This is a genomic window from Pseudomonas sp. GM18 (assembly GCF_000282195.1).
Lineage (GTDB): Bacteria > Pseudomonadota > Gammaproteobacteria > Pseudomonadales > Pseudomonadaceae > Aquipseudomonas.
The window spans coordinates 1-20955 of sequence record NZ_AKJT01000061.1 but is presented as its reverse complement, the minus strand read 5'-3'; the positions used below and the strand labels follow the sequence as shown (position 1 = coordinate 20955).

At 60.4% G+C, this 20955-nt stretch carries 21 protein-coding genes; 10 read left to right on the top strand and 11 right to left on the bottom strand.

Annotated elements, in window-relative coordinates; genetic code table 11:
- The 3 genes from PMI21_RS11865 to PMI21_RS11875 all read left to right on the top strand — a co-directional run.
- A partial coding sequence (locus PMI21_RS11865; RefSeq protein ID WP_007939246.1) for an RHS repeat-associated core domain-containing protein occupies window positions 1-1929 on the top strand: 1929 nt, incomplete at its 5' end.
- Entirely contained in the window at window positions 1926-2234 is a 309-nt protein-coding gene (locus tag PMI21_RS11870; protein ID WP_007939244.1) for a contact-dependent growth inhibition system immunity protein, read from the top strand. The genes PMI21_RS11865 and PMI21_RS11870, both read left to right, overlap by 4 nt.
- A gap of 354 nt (window positions 2235-2588) precedes the next feature.
- Window positions 2589-2912 carry a hypothetical protein gene (locus PMI21_RS11875; RefSeq protein WP_007939243.1) on the top strand — a complete coding sequence of 108 codons (324 nt, stop codon included), beginning with the start codon at window positions 2589-2591 and terminating at the stop codon, window positions 2910-2912.
- Window positions 2913-3097: 185 nt separating this feature from the next.
- Here the strand turns inward: PMI21_RS11875 and PMI21_RS11880 are convergent, their stop codons facing one another.
- Both PMI21_RS11880 and PMI21_RS11885 read right to left on the bottom strand, forming a co-directional pair.
- A complete protein-coding gene (locus PMI21_RS11880; RefSeq protein ID WP_007939242.1) occupies window positions 3098-4408 on the bottom strand; it encodes an ATP-binding protein in 1311 nt (436 codons plus the stop codon).
- A complete protein-coding gene (locus tag PMI21_RS11885) occupies window positions 4405-5145 on the bottom strand; it encodes a response regulator (RefSeq protein WP_007939241.1) in 741 nt (246 codons plus the stop codon). The genes PMI21_RS11880 and PMI21_RS11885 overlap by 4 nt, the downstream gene beginning before the upstream one ends.
- 309 nt (window positions 5146-5454) lie before the next feature.
- Here PMI21_RS11885 and PMI21_RS11890 point away from each other — a divergent pair, with 309 nt between their 5' ends.
- The 5 genes from PMI21_RS11890 to PMI21_RS11910 all read left to right on the top strand — a co-directional run bounded on the left by PMI21_RS11890 (window position 5455) and on the right by PMI21_RS11910 (window position 8596).
- Window positions 5455-5718 carry a DUF2790 domain-containing protein gene (locus PMI21_RS11890; RefSeq protein ID WP_007939240.1) on the top strand — a complete coding sequence of 88 codons (264 nt, stop codon included), beginning with the start codon at window positions 5455-5457 and terminating at the stop codon, window positions 5716-5718.
- A gap of 49 nt (window positions 5719-5767) precedes the next feature.
- Window positions 5768-6040, top strand: a complete 273-nt coding sequence (locus PMI21_RS11895) for a hypothetical protein (RefSeq protein WP_007939239.1) — start codon at window positions 5768-5770, stop codon at window positions 6038-6040.
- Between the two features lie 36 nt (window positions 6041-6076).
- The gene (locus PMI21_RS11900) at window positions 6077-7288 is read left to right on the top strand and encodes a cytochrome c biogenesis protein DipZ (RefSeq protein WP_007939238.1); all 1212 of its coding nucleotides are present in this window, start codon (window positions 6077-6079) and stop codon (window positions 7286-7288) included.
- 185 nt (window positions 7289-7473) lie between these two features.
- Window positions 7474-7746, top strand: a complete 273-nt coding sequence (locus PMI21_RS11905; protein ID WP_007939237.1) for a DUF4242 domain-containing protein — start codon at window positions 7474-7476, stop codon at window positions 7744-7746.
- Between the two features lie 37 nt (window positions 7747-7783).
- A complete protein-coding gene (locus PMI21_RS11910; protein ID WP_007939235.1) occupies window positions 7784-8596 on the top strand; it encodes a class I SAM-dependent methyltransferase in 813 nt (270 codons plus the stop codon).
- A 38-nt stretch (window positions 8597-8634) separates the two neighbouring features.
- On the opposite strand, the gene PMI21_RS11915 is transcribed toward PMI21_RS11910, so the two are convergent.
- Both PMI21_RS11915 and PMI21_RS11920 read right to left on the bottom strand, forming a co-directional pair.
- Window positions 8635-9561, bottom strand: coding sequence for a universal stress protein (locus PMI21_RS11915; protein ID WP_007939234.1), 927 nt, complete (start codon window positions 9559-9561; stop codon window positions 8635-8637).
- Between the two features lie 154 nt (window positions 9562-9715).
- Window positions 9716-10639, bottom strand: a complete 924-nt coding sequence (locus PMI21_RS11920) for a LysR substrate-binding domain-containing protein (protein ID WP_007939232.1) — start codon at window positions 10637-10639, stop codon at window positions 9716-9718.
- Window positions 10640-10872: 233 nt separating this feature from the next.
- Here PMI21_RS11920 and PMI21_RS11925 point away from each other — a divergent pair, with 233 nt between their 5' ends.
- Both PMI21_RS11925 and PMI21_RS11930 read left to right on the top strand, forming a co-directional pair.
- Window positions 10873-12165 carry a dicarboxylate/amino acid:cation symporter gene (locus PMI21_RS11925; protein ID WP_007939231.1) on the top strand — a complete coding sequence of 431 codons (1293 nt, stop codon included), beginning with the start codon at window positions 10873-10875 and terminating at the stop codon, window positions 12163-12165.
- An 11-nt stretch (window positions 12166-12176) separates the two neighbouring features.
- A complete protein-coding gene (locus PMI21_RS11930; RefSeq protein ID WP_007939230.1) occupies window positions 12177-13676 on the top strand; it encodes an amino acid racemase in 1500 nt (499 codons plus the stop codon).
- Here the strand turns inward: PMI21_RS11930 and PMI21_RS11935 are convergent.
- The 7 genes from PMI21_RS11935 to glcD form a co-directional block, all read right to left on the bottom strand.
- Window positions 13673-14059, bottom strand: coding sequence for a DUF488 domain-containing protein (locus tag PMI21_RS11935; RefSeq protein ID WP_007939229.1), 387 nt, complete (start codon window positions 14057-14059; stop codon window positions 13673-13675). The genes PMI21_RS11930 and PMI21_RS11935 overlap by 4 nt on opposite strands.
- 11 nt (window positions 14060-14070) lie before the next feature.
- On the bottom strand, window positions 14071-14793 hold the full coding sequence (gene pcsA, locus PMI21_RS11940; protein ID WP_007939228.1) for a phosphatidylcholine synthase: 723 nt from the start codon (window positions 14791-14793) through the stop codon (window positions 14071-14073).
- A gap of 196 nt (window positions 14794-14989) precedes the next feature.
- On the bottom strand, window positions 14990-15355 hold the full coding sequence (locus PMI21_RS11945; RefSeq protein WP_007939226.1) for a VOC family protein: 366 nt from the start codon (window positions 15353-15355) through the stop codon (window positions 14990-14992).
- Window positions 15356-15556: 201 nt separating this feature from the next.
- Complete coding sequence (gene hglS / locus PMI21_RS11950; protein ID WP_007939225.1) at window positions 15557-16948, bottom strand: 2-oxoadipate dioxygenase/decarboxylase HglS; 1392 nt, start codon at window positions 16946-16948, stop codon at window positions 15557-15559.
- Between the two features lie 129 nt (window positions 16949-17077).
- Complete coding sequence (gene glcF / locus PMI21_RS11955; protein ID WP_007939224.1) at window positions 17078-18295, bottom strand: glycolate oxidase subunit GlcF; 1218 nt, start codon at window positions 18293-18295, stop codon at window positions 17078-17080.
- 1 nt (window position 18296) lies between these two features.
- On the bottom strand, window positions 18297-19346 hold the full coding sequence (gene glcE / locus PMI21_RS11960) for a glycolate oxidase subunit GlcE (RefSeq protein WP_007939223.1): 1050 nt from the start codon (window positions 19344-19346) through the stop codon (window positions 18297-18299).
- On the bottom strand, window positions 19346-20845 hold the full coding sequence (gene glcD / locus PMI21_RS11965) for a glycolate oxidase subunit GlcD (protein ID WP_007939222.1): 1500 nt from the start codon (window positions 20843-20845) through the stop codon (window positions 19346-19348). The genes glcE and glcD overlap by 1 nt, the downstream gene beginning before the upstream one ends.
- Between the last annotated feature and the right edge of the window lie 110 nt (window positions 20846-20955).

The following is a 20955-nucleotide window of genomic DNA, read 5'->3' as shown; positions in this document are numbered from 1 at the left end:
CAGCTGTTGCTCACGGAAATCGAAAACGAATCCGGCGAACACTATCGGCTGGACTGCACGCCCAACGGCTTGATCCGCCAGGAAACCGGCTTCGACGGCCGCCGCACCGCCTACGTCTACGACCTCAATGGTCATCTGCTGGAAAAAACCGAGTTCGGCGATGACGGCTCGCAGCTGATCACCGGCTATCAACGGGATGCGGCCGGACGGCTGTTGGTCAAGACCCTGCCCGACGGCATTCAGGTCGAATACCGCTACGACTCGCTGGGCCGACTGCTTGGCGTCGACGACGGCCACGACCATCCGCTGGAGTTCGAGTACGACCAGCAGGACCGGCTGATCACCGAGCATCAGGGCTGGGGCACCTTACGTTATGGCTATGACGCCTGTGGCCAACTCAACCGCCTGCGCCTGCCGGACGGCAGCAAACTCGATTACCACCACGCCAAGGGCGGCGCGCTGACGGCCATCGACCTCAATGGCGCGCGATTGACTTCGCATACGTTCCTCGCCGGTCGCGAACTACAGCGCCAACAGGGTCTGCTGCTCAGTGAATACGCCTACGACGACCAAGGCCGACTGAAGGCCCACGCCGTCAGCCAACAGCAAAAAAGCCTGTACCGCCGCGACTATGCCTACAGCCTCAATGGCAATCTCGACCACATCGCCGACACCCGCCATGGCCAGCGCAGTTACCAGTACGACCCGCTCAACCGCCTGACCCGCGTCCGCCACACCCGCGACCAACAGCCGGAAAGCTACGCCCACGACCCGGCCGGCAACCTGCTGATGCAGGACCGCCCCGGCCCCACGACCGTCAAAGGCAACCGCCTGTTGATGCAGGGCGATCGCCATTACGACTACGACGCCTTCGGCAACCTGGTCCGCGAACGCCGTGGCACCGGGCAGAAACTGGTCACCGAATACCGTTATGACTGCCAGCATCGGCTGGTCGGCGTCACTACGCCGGACGGTCGTTGTTCAAGTTACCGCTACGACGCCTTCGGCCGCCGCATCGCCAAAACCGTCGACGGCAAAACCACTGAGTTCTTCTGGCAGGGCGATCAGGTCGTCGCCGAAAGCAGTAAGGCGCATTACCGCAGCTACGTCTACGAGCCGGGCAGCTTCCGCCCGTTGGCCATGCTCGACGGCAAAGGCCCGCGTAAGGCGTGCCCGTTCTACTACCAACTCGATCACCTGGGTACGCCGCAGGAGCTGACGGATTTCGGCGGCGAGATTGTCTGGTCGGCGAAATACAACGCCTACGGCAAAGTCACGCACCTCGAACTCGGTGGAGGCGAGCAGCTTGACCAGCCACTGCGTTTCCAGGGGCAGTACTTCGACGTCGAGAGCGGTCTGCACTACAACCGGCATCGGTACTATGATCCGGAGGTGGGTCGGTATCTGACGCCGGATCCGATCAAGTTGGCGGGTGGGCTGAACCAGTACCAGTACACGCCGAATCCGACGGGGTGGGTTGATCCGTTGGGGTTGGCATGTCTACCGTGTCCTGGAGAAATAGAGGCTGATGGGCCGTTCAGCGAAATTGTTCCGGGTGGTGGTTTGGCAGCACACGAGGCCCAGGGAGGGCATCTTATTGCCAAGCATATTGGGAGAACGAATTTGCAGTTAGCACAAAGACTAGAAGCAGAGCCGACTATCCCTGCCGCTTCAACATTCCCTGATCGAGCTATTGCTGAGTCGGCTGTCGCGAGGGCGCTATCTGAAAATAAAAACCGGATCGATAAATTCCTTAGAAGTAAAAAGGGAAAAACGTCCATCACGCATCAATTCGACCTGCCAGTAGGAATCAGTTTGCCCAACGGTAGTACTGACTATGTACCGGCCTCGAAAGTGTTGTTGGTATTGATAAAGGACGCCCGACGTTCTGAGGGATATTTTTTGCTGACAGGATTTCCAGAGATATGAACAAAGAATTTCCCGAGTTACACGATTTTTTTGGCGCGTACTTTCATCAGGATTGGACTGTCGAGCATGATACGGCTGAGCAAGTGATTGGTGCTTTTTTAGCTGACTCCGATCCCGAGGATCTAATAGTAGTCCGGCAAGAACTCAATGCATTGCTTGATCAGAGGAAAGATGAGCTGGTGTTAAGGGATTACTTATTGAAAGAGCTGAGCTGTTACTACTGCTACTGGCATGCGTGGGAATCAGGCGAGTCGTGGTTGCGTCATATCGCTAACAGATTGGCTAGTCGGCTGGATCGTCCTTGATGGAAAATCGCTGCGAAATTTCTGGGCAAGGTCGTCGGAAGTTTCCTTCAAGTTGCAGCGGTTTCCATGAACTGGTGCGAGATGCGCTCCGTCGATAGTCTTTGGCGGTCACTGAAAATTCAGTGGCAGGGTGTAGGAACCCTTCGAAACCGTTAGAGCTATATTGGCGTCGATGCTTGGTTTGCGGCCGTTAACGTGCGTCCGTAAGATCAGTTGCGGCGGCTATGCGCGGGCACGCTTCGGCGTGGTCGAGTTTTGCTCTAAGGGTCTCGATATTCCTACCCCGTGCATAGCTGCCACCCTAGCCTGTAGGAAGGCCTAAGGCAGCTCCATTTCTTCCTTGGAGCAATTCAAATGAAAACACTTACACCCGATCCACACTACGAAAAACCAATCCCCCACCCCGACAACCGCTTCATGGCCCTAACCGGCAACTGCACCGACATGCCCACCCTGTTCGTCGATACCCACGCGCCGATCGATGTTTTGTATGACACTGCCAGCTATCGAATTCGCGCAGTTACTCAGGTGCTTGAGAACATGTCGATGCGCGGTTCAGTCGAGTGTGAATCCTTCATTCTTAGTGATTTTGCTTTGCTCTGTGCCATTCCATTGCGCGATGGGTGTGATGTGCTGGATGTAATTGGACGGCGGTTGCGGGCGCGGCCTTCGGAATAACGTTGCTGAATGATCGTTCCCACGCTCTGCGTGGGAATGCAGCCCGTGACGCTCTGCGTCACATCGGTGTCTGGCTCGACAGCGGCGGAGGGGCTGGAACGCGGAGCGTCCCTTGAGGCATTCCCACGCGGAGCGTGGGAACGATCAATCCCCCAAGCACCACACCTACATTGGATGGGTGGTGCTTATTGGGGCTTCGGCAACTTGAGCTCCGCACACAACCCACCGCCCTCACGATTGCTCAAGGTCAGTGACCCGCCAATCGCCAGCGCCAACTGCTGGGCAATCGCCAACCCCAACCCGGTCCCACCGGTGCTGCGATTACGCGAATTCTCCACGCGGTAGAACGGCTGCATCACCTGGGCCAATTGCTCTTCGGCAATCCCCGGCCCTCGGTCCATGACCTTCACCGACAAGCTGCCATCCGCCTTCGTTTCCACCCACAACTCAGCCGCGCCAGCGAATTTCAGTGCGTTGTCTACCAGGTTCACCAGCACCCGCCGCAAGGCATGGGGCCGGGTGTCGATCACTGCCGCGCTTTTGCCGCCCAACTGCACGTCTTTGCCCATGTCCTGATAGTCGAACACCAGGCTGTCGAGGAACGAATCCAGATCGGTGCGGCGACTTTCCTCGGTGGCGCCATGGATGCTGCGGGCATAGGCCACGCCTTCGCGCACCAGGTGTTCCATCTCGCCGAGGTCGTTCCACAGTTTGTCTTTTTCGCTGGAGTCGTCCATGAATTCGGCACGCAGTTTCATGCGCGTGATCGGGGTTTGCAGGTCGTGGGAAATCGCCGCCAACAGTTGCATGCGCTCCTTGAGATATGCCGCGATGCGCGCCTGCATGGCATTGAACGCCCTGGCGGCGTAGGCGACCTCGGTCGGGCCTTTTTCATCGAGGAGCACGGCGTGAGCGTTGGGGTCGAGGGTTTCCACGGCTTGGGCGAGGCGGGTGAGCGGGCGGATAGCGATTCTCACGGCCAGCCAGGTGCAGGCGATCAGCAGCGTCAGTTGCCCCAACAATACTGCCGGCAACCAAGGCGACAACGGCACCATTGAAGGTCGCACATCGATGGTGACGGGGCTGCCGTCCTTCAGTTTCAGGTGGGCCTGGAAGTGTTTCTTCGGGCCGGGGATATCGGTAAAAGTCAGCGGATATTCATGGCCAATGGCGTCCTGAATCGAGGGAACTGCAATCGGCACATCGCTGGGCGCCATCGGTGTGCCGGGTGAGCCTTCATTCAGCAGATAGCCATAGTTGGCGCGTTCCAGACGCTGCAGCCAGTTCGCGCGTTCGTCGGCCGGCAAGCGGTCGAGGATGGCGAGGGACGTCGAGACGTCGGTTTCCAGATTGCCCAGCATGGTGTTCTTCGCACTTTCATAACGCTCGTAGTACTGCGCGCCAAAGGACAGCGCCTGGGCGAGGATCAGGCCGATCAGGAAAATCAGCGACAGCCGCGAGGCCAGCGTGCGGGGCCAGTGCAGCGCAAGACTCATGACGGCGCACCGAGCACTTCCACCGGCAGGGAAAACACATAGCCTTCGCTGCGTACGGTCTTGATGTAGGCCGGTTCCCGGGCATCGTCGAGCAGGCGCTGACGCAAACGGCTGACCAGCAAATCGATGGAACGGTCGAACAGATCAGCATCGCGACCTTGAGTCAGGTTGAGCAACTGGTCGCGATTGAGCACCCGCTGAGGATGATCGAGAAACACCCGCAGCAAACGATATTCCGCGCCGCTGAGGGCGACCATGGTGCCGTCCTGATCCAGCAGATGCCGGGCCGAGGTGTCCAGGCGCCAGCGACCGAACGCCAGCAGGCGACCGCTTTCGGTGATCACCAGATTCGGCGGCAGCATCCGCGTGCGGCGCAGCACGGCGTTGATCCGGGCGAGCAGTTCACGGGCTGCGAACGGTTTGACCAGGTAGTCGTCGGCGCCCATTTCCAGGCCGATGATGCGGTCGGTTTCATCATTGCGCGCGGTGAGCATCAGCACCGGCGTGGCCTTGTGTTTACCCGCGCGCAACTCGCGGCAGAGCACCAGGCCATCGTCGCCCGGCATCATGATGTCGAGCACGATCAGGTCCACTGGCGTGGTCTCCAGAAACGCGCGCATCTGCCGTCCATCCGCCACCACGGTGGTGCGCAGGCCGTTCTTCTTCAGGTAGTTGCCTACCAGTTCCCGGATCTCACGGTCATCGTCCACGATGAGAATGTGATCGACGTGTTCCATGGTGGCCAAGCCTCTGTAAGTGGGAAGTTGTCGCGCAGTCTATCGAGCCTTGGCCCGCTCGCCCGCTGTCGTTTGTATTGCAGTGTATCTGGCCTGTCGGCGGATACACGGGGACGCAAAAACAGCCGGTTTCAGGGGTTTTGTATCGCTGTGTATCGCAGGCCGGCGCTGATACATAGCAATTTACCCGCGCCTGTTCCAGACACAGACGGGATACCTCGCGGGCTTCTAATGGCTTCCATCGAGGCAAACCCAAACCGCCTCGGCCCCATCAACGATTGATCTATTGAAGCCCCCGAGGAAACCACCATGAACACCAAAGCCATCTACGCCGCCTGCCTGTTTGCCGCCCTGAACATCTGCACGTTGTCGGCCCGTGCCGAAGCCAATGTCACCCCCCAAACCTACACCTACGGCACGCACCTGGACATCCAGAAAGTGCTGTCAATGAAAGAGGACGCCACGCCGTCCTGCGGGATTGTGAATGCGCGGATGACCTATCTGGATTCCCAAGGTAAAGCCCAGGCCCTGGATTACAGCAAATTCGCTGACAACTGCAACGAAGACAACTGAGTCCTTCGCTCATCCATCATCAATCCCATTTTGAAACAGGAAGAACCCCATGAACAACGTCACCCGCTTTTTGACCGCCATCGTCTTTTCCGTAGCCGGCGTCGCCGCTCATGCCAACGCTGCTGTTGAACAGAGCAAATGTGGCAGCAGCACTTGCTTCCAACTGACGCCGCTGCTGGCCGAGGATGGTTCCAGCCGCACACCGCAGGGGCAGCTGATTGCAGAGGATGGCTCCAGCCGCACACCGCAGGGGCAGCTGATTGCAGAGAACGGTTACAGCCGCACGCCACAGGGCCAGCAGTTGGAAAACCAGGCGGCTTGAAGCCAGGCACTGTTCCCATGAACTCAAGGTGATCCCATGTTTCTCATCGCATTCCTGGGCGGCATTTTGACCGTCCTCAGCCCCTGCATCCTCCCTGTCGTGCCGTTTCTGTTTGCCGGTGTTAAACGCACACGCGCCTCGATCCTGCTCACCCTCGGCGGCATGGCCCTGACCTTCGCCCTGATCTCCAGCCTGGCCGTGGTCAGCAGCGATTGGGTGATACAAGCCAACAACACCGGCCGCCATGTGGCGCTGATCGTGATGGTACTGTTTGCGCTGTCGCTGATCTCCGCCCGCATCGGCGGCTGGCTGGCGCGCCCGTTCGTGTTGCTGGGCAATCGCCTCGACCCCGACACCCGCAAAATGTCCGGCCCTCTGGGCTCGGTGATGATCGGTGTCGCCACCGGTCTGCTCTGGGCACCGTGTGCCGGGCCGATCCTCGGGGTGATCCTCACCGGCGCCATGTTGCAGGGTGCCAACGCACAGACCAGTCTGCTGCTGGTGGCGTATGGCCTGGGCAGCGCGTTGTCCCTGGGCACCTTGATCTTCGCCGGTCGCGGCCTGGTCAATCGCTTGAAACCGTCGATTCCAGTCACCGGCTGGCTGCGTCGCGGTGCGGGTGCTGCGGTGTTGGTCGCGGCGGTGGTCATCGCCACCGGAACCGACAACACGCTGCTGGCGGGCACCTCGTCCGAAGGCGTTACCACGGTGGAACAGAAGGTGCTGGAAACCGTGCCGAAAGTGGTCGATTACCTGGTCAGCAAGGTCAAGGCCGACTCGACCATGGACTCGGCCAAAGGCCCTATGCCGTTGCTCTCCGGCGCGGTCGAATGGCTCAACTCGCCAGCGCTGAGCAACGACTCCCTGCGCGGCAAAGTGGTGCTGGTGGATTTCTGGACCTACGACTGCATCAACTGCCAGCACACCTTGCCCTACGTGAAGGACTGGGCGAAAAAATACGAAAAGGACGGCCTGGTGGTGATCGGCGTGCACACCCCTGAATACGGTTACGAACGCATCCTCGACAACGTTCGCGATCAGGTGCAAAAACTCGGCATCACCTACCCGGTGGCGATCGACAACAACTACGCAATCTGGCGCGCCTTCGACAACCAATACTGGCCGGCTCACTACCTGATCGATGCCAAGGGGCAGGTGCGTTACAGCCACTTTGGCGAGGGCCGCTACGAGACTCAGGAGCAGATGATCCGGCAGCTGTTGGAAGAGGCCAAGGCGCCTGCCGCGTAACGCGTTTCGGTAAAGCAAGCCGACCTGTCAATGCAGCGTTACAGATGCATGACCATGCATCGGAGAGCGGTGTATTTCGTGAGTCTGCCGGACGACCGGGCAGGACGGATACGTATCCGGGAGCTTTAGTTTGTGGACGGGGTCACTTGCGACCCTGCCATCACAATCATGAAAGGGAGAGGGTTATGCCTAAGTTCATTATTGAACGCGAGCTTCCGGGAGCCGGCGCACTGCAGCAACAGGAACTCAAAGCGATCTCGCAAAAATCCTGCGATGTGTTGCGCGGATTGGGGCCGCAAGTGCAATGGCAGCAGAGTTACGTCACGGGCGACAAGATTTACTGCGTGTATATCGCACCGAGTGAGGAACTCATCAGGGAGCATGCCAAACAAGGTGGCTTTCCGATCAACAGCGTTTCCCGAGTCATGAGCATCATCGACCCCACCACGGCGGAGTAAGCCGAGACCCGTTCCAACCCGCAGCGGAGCAGACTTCATGAGCACACCCATTGATCTCACCGCCCTGAAAAACCGTCAGATGACTGCGTGGGCCAGCGGCGACTACGCCGTGATCGGCACCACTTTACAGATCGTCGGCGAACAACTGGCTGAAGCCTGCGACCTGCTCTGCGATGAGCTCGTGCTGGACGTCGCTGCGGGCAACGGTAATGCAACACTCGCCGCCGCGCGCCGGGGCTGTAAGGTTACGTCCACCGACTACGTGGCCAAGTTGCTTGAACGCGGCGAAGACCGCGCCCGGGCCGAGCACCTGAACGTGACCTTTCAGGTGGCCGACGCCGAGGCGTTGCCTTTCGAGGACGCCAGTTTCGATGCCGTGCTCTCGACCTTCGGTGTGATGTTTACCCCGGATCAGCCCAAGGCTGCGGCAGAGCTGGCGCGGGTGTGCCGCCGGGGAGGCCGGATAGGCCTTGCCAACTGGACGCCTGAAGGCTTCGTCGGGCAGATGTTCAAGGTGCTGGGGCGCCACATGCCGCCACCCGCCGGGGCTCAGCCGCCTTCAAACTGGGGCTCCGAAGCGTGGTTGCACTCACAGTTCGATCAGCGCGACTTTCTGCTCCAGGTCACACGGCGGTTGTTCAACTTCCGCTACCGCTCGGCCGCTCATTTCATCGACACCTTCCGCACCTGGTATGGCCCGGTTCACAAGGCCTTTGCGACCCTGCCGCCTGAAGGGGCCGCTGCCCTGGAAAACGACCTGACGGAACTGCTCAATCGCCTGAACCGAGCGGGGGAGCGGTCGCTGGTGGTGCCGAGTGAATACCTGGAGGTGGTGATCACCCGGCGTTGAACCGAGGGCAGCTCCTGCGTGGACCGAGCGCGTTGCAGTCACTCATCCAGTGACTCGGTATACACCACCCACACGCTGCACGGCATTTTGTACAGCACATGTTCCACCGTGCTGCCGATCAACCGGCCCATGCCGCGATGGCCGATCCGGCCCATGACGATCACATCCACATCATGGGTATCGACGTAGTGGGTCAGCACCTTGGTCGGGTTGCCCATGACCATGTGCCGCTGCTCCGGCGCGATGCCGTTGCGCGCGGCCAGTTCGTTGAAGGCATTCTCCTGGAGGTCGAACAGGGTCTTGACCTGGCCCGAAGAGAAAAGCGCCGAACCGTTATAGAAGTTGAACTCGTCCGCGCTGATGGATGAAAGGTCATAGGCGTAGACCACATTGAGTTCGGCATTGCAGGCACTCGCCAGTTTTGAGGCTTCGTGAAGGATCCGGTCGTTGAAACTGTTGTATTGATCATCGCGGTGAAACGGGTCGATCGCCGCGACGATCTTGCGCGGCAACGCGCGAGTGGCATGGCTGACGAAATGCAGCGGCACCGGGCACTCGCGCAGCAAATGCACGTCGAGGGGGGTAAACACCAGCCGCGACAGCCGCGATGGATGGTCCAACGCCTTGATCAGCACGTCCATCGGCTGCTCTTTGAGGTGAATCAGGATCTCCTCCAGCGGATTCTCGACCCAGGCCACCTCGGTGGTGACGTTCACACCGATCTTGCGCAAGGGGTGGGCCTGTTCCTCAAGCCACTGGCGGTGACGCTCGATGTAGCCCAAACGCATCTGCTCCAGGGCCTTTTCGTTGACCAGGCTGGCGGTCGCCAGGCCTTCCAGATAGTCGAAGGCCACGATGTGCAGGGCCGCCCCCTCGGCCTTGGCCAGCATCGCAGCCCGGTCAAAGGCGGGGCTGTGCTCCATCAGCGGTGAGGCGACCAGCATGAAGCGTGGTTGACCAGACATGACAAACCTCCGGTGGGTAAGCGAGCGGACGGTGGTCGTTCAATACATCTCAATCCTTTGATTATTGACCATGATCAGTCTCAGGAGCGGCTGGCCGCTCGAACGGGCCGGCAGAGCAGCGCAATGTTCATGCGATGGCTGTCACGCCGGAGTTCTAATGTGGGAGCGAGCCTGCTCGCGATGCGGTCTCAAGCGTCTTCCAAAGGTCGCGCATCGTCGGGTTTTGATTGGCGATCGAACAATACGAACGTATCTCCAGCCGGGCCTTCCACTCATCACCGCCGGCCAGCACCAATTGCCCTCGCTCCAGTTCATCGGTCACGGCGCTCAAGGGCAACCAGGCAACGCCATAGCCCTCGATCGCCATCCTCATCAATAGCATGGCCATGTCCGCCTCAAAGCAACGATCAAGCACGCAAGCAGTCGGCGCATTCTTGATGACGATATCGGCCACGCGCCCCAAAAAAGTGGTCGCGGTATACGCCAGGTGCGGCACTGGCTTGGCGGCCGTCCCCGGTAGCCGATGCAAGGGTTTGCCGTTCTTGTCCGGCGCGCACAGTGGAACAAACGAATCCTGCCCCAGGATCAAGCTGCCAAACTTCTCGGGGTCGAGCTGGATCGGGGCGAGGGGATGGTGGTAGACGATCATCAAATCGCAGCTGCCTTCCTCCAGCGCAATGACCGCATCGTGGATATTCGCCGCCACCACGCGAGCATTGAAGGGCTCATTCTGCTGTTGAAACTGGGTGAGCCACTTAGGCAGAAATGTCATTGAAAGACTGTGCCCAGCGGTGACCTGAATCGAGCGCCCCGGCATTCTTTCTCCTTCGCGAAGAGCCAGTCGCAATTGCAGCAACGCCGACAAAGCCTCGCGCCCCTCTTCACAAAAGCTGCGGCCCGCTTGAGTCAGTTGGACAGGATAGGTACCGCGATCCACCAGTTCGGCTCCCACCCATTCCTCAAGTGAACGAATGCGCCGGGACAGCGCGGACTGCGTGACGCAACGCACTTCGGCGGCGCGAGAAAAATTCTTCCATTCGGCAATCGCCAAAAGATCGTCCAACCATTTGGTTTGCATGCTGGCTCCTCATCGCGTCTCTGGCGAAGAGTTTACTGCGGTGCAATGGAGCTATTGAGGGTATTTCGCAAACTATTCCAAAAACGCATCACCCTATGGTGATTACTCATCATCCTGTGCCAATGGCGTCCTTAGAATCGGTGTTGTAGCCCCGCTGCCGCAGAGCATCGGGTCATTCCAGTCTTGTCTTCTGCCAAGTAAAAAAAGCTACAACATCACTTGAGGAAAGCACCGTGAAAAAAAGTAATTTACCCCGCCAGATCGCGATCGGTATCGCGATGGGCGTCATCGTAGGTTGGGCTTGCCATCATTTTTCAGCGGATGAGAAAGCCGCCAAAGAAATCGCCTCCTGGTTCTCGATGGTGACGGATATTTTCCTGCGCTTGATCAAGATGATTATCGCGCCTTTGGTTTTCGCCACGTTGGTGGGTGGTATTGCCAGCATGGGCAATTCCCGATCAGTAGGACGGATCGGGGCGAGGGCGATGGCCTGGTTCGTTTCCGCTTCAGTGATTTCGTTGTTGATTGGCATGTTGCTGGTGAACCTTTTCCAGCCAGGCGCAGGCCTGGATCTTCAGGCGACTCAGGCCGGCGCGGCACCGATAGCGGTAAACACGGGGGACTTCAGCCTGAAGGTGTTCATCAGCCATGTTTTTCCTCGCAGCATTGCTGAAGCCATGGCCAACAACGAGATTCTGCAAATTGTGGTGTTCTCGCTGTTCTTCGGTTTCGCGTTGGCAGGTGTCAAGCGCGCCGGTTACACAAAGATCACCGACAGCATTGAAGAGCTGGCGAAGGTGATGTTCAAGATCACCGACTATGTCATGGCGCTTGCACCGATCGGTGTCTTTGCCGCCATCGCTTCGGCCATCACCACCCAAGGTCTCGGGTTGCTGGTCGATTACGGAAAACTGATTGCCGAGTTCTACCTGGGTATTGTGATTCTGTGGGGCGTGTTGTTCGCTGCCGGCTACCTGTTTCTGGGGCGTTCAGTATTTACGTTGGGCAAGTTGATCCGTGAACCCGTGCTGTTGGCATTCTCGACGGCCAGCAGTGAGTCCGCCTATCCAAAAACCATGGAGGCGCTGGAGAAGTTCGGCGCACCGAAGCGCGTATCCAGCTTCGTACTTCCACTGGGGTATTCATTCAATCTCGACGGTTCGATGATGTATCAAGCCTTCGCGATCATGTTCATTGCCCAGGCTTACAACGTTGACTTGAGCCTCACACAGCAGCTTCTCATCCTGTTGACGCTGATGGTGACCAGCAAGGGCATGGCAGGCGTAGCCCGGGCCTCAGTGGTTGTCGTCGCGGCGACGTTGCCCATGTTCAATCTGCCGGAAGCGGGCATTTTGCTGATCCTGGGCATCGATCAGTTCCTCGACATGGCCAGGACTGCCACCAACGTGGTGGGCAATAGCATCGCAACGGCAGTGGTCGCTAAATCGGAGCCTTGCGAGGAGCCGGACGACGTCCCTCAAACCGAGGCATCCCCACGTCCTGTTCGCACTGTGGCCACCGCCTGAGAGCTATCACCATGAAAGCTGAATCGAAGCTGTCCCGTGAGTCGTCTTTTGTACGCAAACTGGGCATCGTTGGTGGGCTTGGCTCACTGGCCGGCGGCGATCTGTTCTACAAGTTGGTGAAGTCCAGGGCGGTGCTCGAGGATCAAGGCCGCTATCACTTTCTGTTCGAGCAGCACCCGTTCAAAGATGTCCTGATGCCGTTGGACCGGGGCGCAAGCATGACCTCCAGAAAGTTCTATGTCTTTGAGGTTTGTCAGACCTTCGAGGCCAGTGGAGTCGACGCGATCGTACTGCCTTGTTTTGCCAGCCACACCTTCCGCGAAGAGATTCAGGAGGAAATAGGCATACCGGTTCTGGACATGATGGCCGCGTTGCGCAGGCACATCGACCATGTCGCTGAACCCGGCAGTGCATTGGGCATTCTCGCTTCAGACTATGTTCGCCACTGCGGCTTGTTCGAGCGCTATTTCGGCAGCGATTTCAAGCTCGTTTATCCAGCTGATAACGAGCAGTCAGGGTTGATGGAGGCGATGTATGGTGTCAACGGTATCAAGGATGGATACCTTGACGGTGTACCGCTGGAGTGTGTGTATCAGGCCTGCCTTTCGCTTCAGGAGCAGGGGGCCACGATGGTCTTGCCGGGCCTGACCGAGCTCTCGTTGGTCTGCGGTGACCTGCAGCGTCGGGGCATCACGGTGCTGGATATCAATGAGATTTATGCCGGCTTCGCGACCGTGGAGAAAGGTCAGTCGAATCGCCCACCCTTCAAGCTCGGGATCGTGGGCGGGGTGGGGCCTGCGGCAACGGTCGATTTCATGGGGAAGGTGGTTGCGCATACACCAGCCGGCCGCGATCAGGAGCACATCAAAATGGTGGTCGAACAAAACCCCCAGATTCCTGATCGCACCGCCAGCCTGCTGTATGACGAAACCGATCCGACGATGGCGATGTACGCCACTTGCAAGCGGCTTGAAAGCGCTGGAGCCAATGCGATTGCGATCCCGTGCAATACCGCTCACGCGTTCGTCGAGCGTATCCAGGCCCACTTGCGTGTGCCCATTGTGAACATGCTTGCCGAGACGGTAGAGGCCATCGTTCAGCGGTATGGCGCCGGGAAAACAGTCGGGCTGCTGGCGACGTCGGGCACGATCAAGAGTCAGGTCTACCACGAGGCCGCCCGGCGGGCCGGGCTGCACATAATCGCCCCTGGTGTGGATTACCAGGCATTGGTCATGGATGCGATTTATGGGGCGCTGGGGATCAAGGCCGGGTTCACCGAGGGCTTGTGTAAAGATCAGTTGCTGATCGCCGCCGAGCACTTGTGTGAACTGGGCGCCGATGTGCTCATCCTGGGGTGTACGGAGTTACCGCTGGTGCTGCAGCATAGCGAGGCCTTCATGATCAAAGGTCATCAAGTGGCGTTGATCGACCCGACGACCATTCTGGCTATGAAGTGTATTCAGCTTGCCCGTGAACACTCCCGGGAGCGATCGGATTTGCATCTTGGCTAAACAACCTTTGCGCCCCGTGCCTCCAGCAACTCCCGTAATACGGAACGGTGGCAGTGCGCCTCGTCTTCGCAGTAACACCCCACGGCCAGTGAGGTTTGATGGGAGAGGGCGGCCAGCAGGTCCAGCAGTTGACTGGGCGCGGGATGGTTCATCTCGGCCTTGAACTTGCGCTTGAAGGTCTCCCAGGCTTTGGCATCTTCTGCCGCTTTGGCTTCGGCCACCAGTTCGGGGCTGGGGGACAGCAGCGGTTGCCACACATCATAGAAATCACGGCTGGCGAATTCGGCCTTCGGTACGCCACGGGGCGGGCGGCGTACCGTGCCCAGGCGCAGGCCTTCATTCGCGGTGCGGGGTGAACCGAGTCGCACGATATGGATGGGCATGATTGCGGTGCCTAGTTGAGCCGTGAGCCGTCGAACCACTCCAGCGCCGTGCGCCAGATGCAGATCCCCAGGAAGTACGCCGACATCAGCAGCCACAGGCTCATCACCAGCGGGTTGATGGCCGGGTGGTTGAGCACCAGCGACAAGCTGCACAGCAACCAGATGGCCGTCACGGCAATGTTGATCGGCATGAAACGGCGCACGCGAAACGGGTGCAGGAATTTCATTCGGGTCACGGTCAACAGCGCCAGGCCGATCACGGTGAGCAAGGTGATCCACGGCGACGGGTCGATGATGTACAGGCACAACGCAACCACGTTCCACGCGGCGGGGAAGCCCTGGAAGTAGTTGTCCTTGCTCTTCATGTTGACGTTGCAGAAGCAGAACAGCGACGACACCAGAATCAGCGACACGGTCAGCAGCAGGGTGTAGTCCGGCAACGGGATGTAACGGTAGATGAACAGCGCCGGGATAAACACATACGTCAGGTAGTCGATCACCAGGTCGAGGATCGAACCGTCGAAACTCGGCAGTACCGACTGCACATTGACCTTGCGCGCCAGTGCGCCGTCCAGCCCATCGACGATCAGCGCCACGCCCAGCCACAGCAGGCAATGGGTGGGTTGGTTCTCCAGTAGGGCGAGGGTCGCGAGGAAGGCAGTGACCACGCCGGTGGCGGTAAAACCATGGGCGCCCCATGCTTTGAGCCTGGCGATGTGTACGGTGGATATCACGGGGGCGTTCTCCAGAAAATGAAGCAAGCCAGTCATCACCCTGCTATTGAGGGCGTCGGCAAACCGGGTCGGGTTGCAGGTATCGACCGGATTTTCGGGGATAAGGTTCACCACCTTTGAATCTTAGACGCCGCACAAAAAAATACCCCGCAAATTCCGGGGTACGTGTTGAGCACTGCGCGCTTGTATCGTCAGCTTAACGAGGAAAGAACACGCGCAGTCGATGGTTATCCGGGTCAAGGGCGACGAAGGTACGACCGAAGTCGAGTTCTGTCGGCGTTTGCACCATGGTCAGCCCGAGAGCGCTCCAGTCGGCAAACAGTGCATCGACCTGCTCAGCAGACTCCATCGGGAACGCCAGTTCGGTCCCGCCGCCCGTTGCCGTCACCGCAGGTTCCGCGGTATGCCGTGACCAGAGCCCCAGTTTATAGCCGCCGTCCAGGACAAACAGGGCGAAGGTCGGCGACTCTTCCACGGGCGTGCGCTCCAGCAGAAACTCATAGAACCGTGCGCTGACGGCGGGGTTTTCCACAAAAAGCAAAATATAACGGGGAGTGATCATGGGGCTGCTCCATTAGAAGGTGGACGCAGCATAAAAGGAGGCGCTGTCAGTTTCTGTCAGGAGTGTGAAGGGGCACCTTTTGACTTCAGCCAGACGGAGTTGGCGGAATGTCTGCCATACCGACGACCCGCAATTGGCTCGATGACGAAGTCGCCCGGCATGAGCTGCCGCAGGGCTGCGATCTTTTCGCGGCCATAACGCCTAATCGGTAACCTTCAAACCCAATGCTGCAAAACACTCTTCGATCGATCGCCGCTGCGTCTCGGCATACAAGCCCAACTCATCAATCGTCGACCGTCCCAGCGCCTTTTCGAACGCCTGTTGGTTCGAGTGAACGCCATAGTGGGTTTGGGCCGCGTCCCCCAGGTTCGACTGAAAAATCCCCGCCGCACTGACCGGCAGGAAATCTTCGTACACCAGCGGTTCTACCCGCACATACCCGTCGCGGAGCAAATCTTCCAGCGACGCGTCTTTCAGCCCAGCCGTCGACAGGCCTTTTTCCGTCACAAAGTAGCGAAAGTACGCCAGTTCCTGTTGGCGCATATCCTCAACGGTGTCAGGGAATTCGCCAAAGTGCTGCGTCATTAGCGCGTTGTAGCGTGCGGCATTGGCTTCGTTGGGGAACTCCTTGAGCTCATCCCGGGCAGCGTTGAGCAAACGGTCGTAAAGCGCCCGGCCCTTGGGCGTGAGCGCCGCGCCGCGCTGTTCGATTTCACCGAAGCGGGCGCTGTGGCTGCCACGGGTTTCGGCTTGATCGGTGAAAGCGACGGGCTCGTCCAGCGCCTTGAAGCTGGTTTGACGCAGCAGAATCGGGCATTGGCGGCGGGGTGGGCCTTCGATCACCGCTTTGGGGGTAATGCCATGGGCGGGCATTTGTGCCTGGACGATGTCGATGTCCAGGGTGCGCGGCGTCAGGTGGTTGATGTGCGGACCTTTGAATGCCACCACGTCGGCGATCAGTCGATGCTGGGCGCTGAGTTGCTGGTATTGCTCGGCGGTGACAGTGGCGCTGTGGTGCCAGCGGAAGGTTTCCAGGGCTTGTGCGACGAAGTCCTGCGCCTCGTATTCGGTCAGGCCGCCCTGGGTTTCGGCGCGCTCGATGAGCGTCAGCGCGGCCGGGGTGAAGATCGAACGCTGGTCCAGCACCGATTGGGCAAAGGTTCGTAGTTCGGCGTCTTCGATCAGTTCCAGGCGCAGCAGCGAGGTGAACACCCGGAACGGGCTGACCTGCAACGCCGCCTCATGCACGGCACGGAACGCGGTGGAATGCACCGGCACGCCGGCCGGGGTCAGGTCGTAATAGCCTACCGGCTGCATGCCCATCACCGCGAACAGGCGGGCGAGGGTCGCCAGTTCAGTGGCGGTGCCGACGCGGATCGCACCGTGGCGTTCCAGGTCCAGCCGCTGGATTTCGCCGGTGCTGTGCAGCTGTCGGGCGATTTGCGGGTCGCTGTCCAGCACGTGGCGGTTGGTCTGCTCCACCAGTTCCATCAGCGCGCCGTACAGCGGCACTTCCTCGCGGTACATGTCGGACATCGCTTTGGAGAAGCGTTGGCGGATCAGGTCAGGGCTGACGAAGTTCGGGTGGCTCATGAAAAGTTTCCTGGCGCAGTGACGTAACGGATGCCGGAAAAGATCGCAGCCTTCGGCGGCGCCGACAAACGAAGTTTCTGACGAACTTCATTCTGCCAAGGACTGTTCTTGCGACGCAGACGTGTTCGGTCAACGCAGCACTTGGTCCACCAGTTCGATCCAGTGCCTGACTGGCGTACGGCCGGCGCTGTTGAGATGGCTCTGGCAGCCGACGTTGGCGGTGGCAATGACTTCGGGGTGGCCGCTTTCCAGGGCGTTGAGTTTGTTGTCGCGCAGTTGCCGGGCCAGTTGCGGTTGGGTAATCGAATAGGTGCCCGCCGAGCCGCAACACAAATGACTGTCGGGCACCGCTGTGAGATTGAAGCCCAACCGCGTCAGCACGGCCTCGACCGCGCCGCCGAGTTTTTGCGCGTGCTGCAAGGTGCACGGGCAGTGGAAGGCGATCCGTCGGTCGGTGGCGGCGCAGACTCGCTCCAATGGTTCATCGGCCAGCACTTGCACCAGGTCCAGCGCCAGTTCGCTGACCCGCCGGGCCTTGGCCGCATAAGCCGGGTCGCGTTCCAGCAGATGCGCGTAATCCTTGATGAACGCGCCGCAGCCGCTGGCGGTTTGCACGATGGCTTCGGCGCCGTTTTCCAGGTGCGGCCACCAGGCGTCGATGTTGCGTCGGGCGCGCTCCAGGCCCATGGCCTGGGCGTCGAGGTGATAGTCCAGCGCGCCGCAACAACCGGCTTCAGGCGTCGAAATCACGCTGATCCCCAACCGATCCAGCACCCGCGCCGCCGCGGCGTTGGTGTTCGGCGACAGGCCGGGCTGCACGCAGCCTTCGAGCATCAACACCCGTCGCGCATGCCGAGGGGCAGGGCGCTCACCGGCGGCGGGGAGGTCGTGGGGCAATTTCGCCTCAACGCCCCGTGGCAGCAACGGCCGGAAGGTGGCGCCGATCTGCAATAGGGTCCTGAACAGGTTCGGGTTTGGCGCCAATGCGCGCAGGCCCTGACGCAACAGGCGTTGACTGGCCGGGCGCGGCACCGCTTGATCGATCACCGCACGGCCAATGTCCAGCAGGTTGTGATAATCCACCCCGGACGGGCAGGTGGTTTCGCAGTTGCGGCACGTCAGGCAGCGATCCAGGTGCAACTGGGCCTGGGCCGTGGCGGGGGCGCCTTCGAGCACTTGCTTGATCAGGTAGATGCGCCCGCGTGGCCCGTCCAGTTCGTCGCCGAGCAGTTGATAGGTCGGGCATGTAGCGTTGCAAAACCCGCAGTGCACGCAGGTGCGCAGAATCTTGTCCGCTTCTTCGGCGCGGGGCAGTTGTCGGGATTGTTCGCTGAGGTTGGTTTGCATGCTACAGCTCCGCGTACATCCGCCCGGGGTTGAGCAGCCCTTGCGGGTCCAGTTGCGCCTTGAGTTGCCGGTGATAGCGCAGCAGCGCCGGGGCCAGGGGCTGGAAAGGCGTTTCGGTGACGCCATGACTGAAGCAGGTGGCATGGCCGCCGAGTTCAAGGGCTCGCGATTGAATGTCATCGGCCGCGGATTTCAGCCAGCGTTGCGCGCCGCCCCAGTCGATCAGTTGTTCACCGGGCAAGTCCAGAGGCCCGAGGTTGTTGGGCAATGACAAGCGCCACAGCGGCAGGCCCTCATTAAAAAAGTCTAGCCGTTGTTCGTTCAGGTCGGACCAATAGGCGGAGTCCAGCGGTTCGCCGCCGAGCCGTTGATGGGCCGCCGTGACCGAGCCTTCTCCGCCTTCCAGGCGCAGGTACAAACGCTGGCCATCGTGACTGGCGGCGCTGATGGGCAGCGGTTGCTGGCCCCATTGCGCCAGATTGGCCAAGGCGCGGGTGCAGTCGATGTCCAGGCTGATGCTCAGGCATTGCCGGGGTTTGGGCAGCACCTTGAGCGAGACTTCGGTCAGCACGCCGAGGCAGCCGTAGCTGCCGACCATCAGGCGCGACAGGTCGTAACCGGCGACGTTTTTCATCACTTCGCCGCCAAAGCGCAGGTGAGTGCCGAGGCCGCTGATCACCCGCGTACCGAGGACAAAGTCCCGCACCGAGCCGGCCCACGGGCGCCGTGGCCCGGACAGTCCCGCAGCGATCATCCCGCCGACGGTGGCGCCTTCGCCGAACGACGGCGGCTCGCAGGGCAGCATTTGTCCCGCCGCATCCAGTGCGGCAAACAGTTCGTTCAGCGGCGTACCGGCGCGAACGCTGATCACCAGTTCCGTCGGGTCATAGCTGACGATGCCGCGATGGGCGCGGGTGTCGAGCACTTCTCCGGCCACTTCACGACCGAGAAAGGCCTTGGTGCTACCTCCCTGAATGCGCAGCGGCGTGGCGTTCTCCCGCGCCCGCCTGACCTGATCGAGCAGGGCTTCACTGGCATCGAAATCCGCCATCAGAAACGCTCCAGCTCAGGGAACGGCAGTTGCCCGGCGTGGATGTGCATCGCGCCGAACTCCGCGCAGCGGTGCAGGGTCGGGATGTTCTTGCCGGGGTTCAGCAGCCCCTGCGGGTCGAACGCGGCTTTGACGGCGTGAAACAGGGTCAACTCGTCACTGTTGAACTGCGCGCACATCTGATTGATTTTCTCCCGGCCCACGCCGTGCTCGCCAGTGATGCTGCCGCCGACTTTTACGCACAGTTCGAGGATTTTTCCGCCGAGGGCTTCGGCCCGTTCCAGTTCGCCGGGCTGGTTGGCGTCGAACAGAATCAGCGGGTGCATGTTGCCGTCGCCGGCGTGGAACACGTTGGCCACCCGCAAGCCATATTCTTGCGCCAGGCTGGCGATGCCCTGGAGCACGCCGGGCAGTTCGCGGCGGGGGATGGTGCCGTCCATGCAGTAGTAATCCGGCGAGAGGCGGCCGATGGCCGGAAAGGCATTTTTGCGCCCGGCCCAGAACCGCACGCGCTCGGCCTCGTCCCGGGCCTGGCGCACTTCGCTGGCGTCGGCCCGTTGCAGCACCTCGCGGACTCGCTCGCAGTCGTCATGGACATCGGCTTCGACACCGTCCAGTTCGCACAGCAGAATCGCTTCGGCGTCCACCGGGTAACCGGCGTGGATGAAGTCCTCGGCGGCGCGAATCGCCAGGTTGTCCATCATTTCCAGGCCACCAGGGATGATCCCGGCGGCGATGATCTCGGCCACCGCGCGGCCGGCCTTTTCCACCGAATCGAAACTGGCCAGCAGGACTTTGGCGACCTGGGGTTTGGGCAGCAGCTTGACCGTGACTTCGGTGATGATCCCCAGCAAGCCTTCGGAACCGGTGAACAGCGCCAGCAGGTCGAACCCCGGCGCGTCCAGCGAGTCGGCGCCGAGGGTCAGGTGTTCGCCTTCGAGGGTCAGTATTTCGAGTTTCAGCAGGTTGTGCACGGTCAGGCCGTACTTGAGGCAATGCACGCCGCCGGCATTCTCCGCGACGTTGCCGCCGATGGAGCAGGCGATTTGCGAGGACGGGTCTGGCGCGTAATACAGGCCGAAGGGCGCCGCTGCCTGGGATATCGCCAGGTTGCGCACCCCTGGCTGGACTCGTGCGGTGCGGGCGGCAGGGTCAATGTGCAAGATGTTGTTGAACCGCACCATCACCAGCAGCACGCCTTTGTCCAACGGCAGCGCACCGCCGGACAATCCGGTGCCGGCCCCACGTGCCACCACCGGCACGTTCCGGGCATGGCAGAGCTTGAGCAGTGCCTGTACCTGTTCAAGATGCCGGGGCAGGGCCACCAGCATCGGCGTGGTGCGATAGGCCGAGAGACCGTCGCATTCGTAGGGCTTGAGCTCTTCCTCGCGCCAGAGGATGTCCAGGTCCGGCACCTCCTGTTGCAAGGCCTTGAGCAGCACGGCCTTGTCGACATTGGGCAGAGCGCCGTCGATGCGTTCGTCGTAAAGAATGTTCATCAATCGCGCCTCGTATGAATCGCCGAGCATCCCCCCGAATTATCCGCCGAACCGTAGCAGCTGCCGAGCCTGCGAGGCTGCGTTCGGCTGCGCAGCAGTCGTGAATCCGG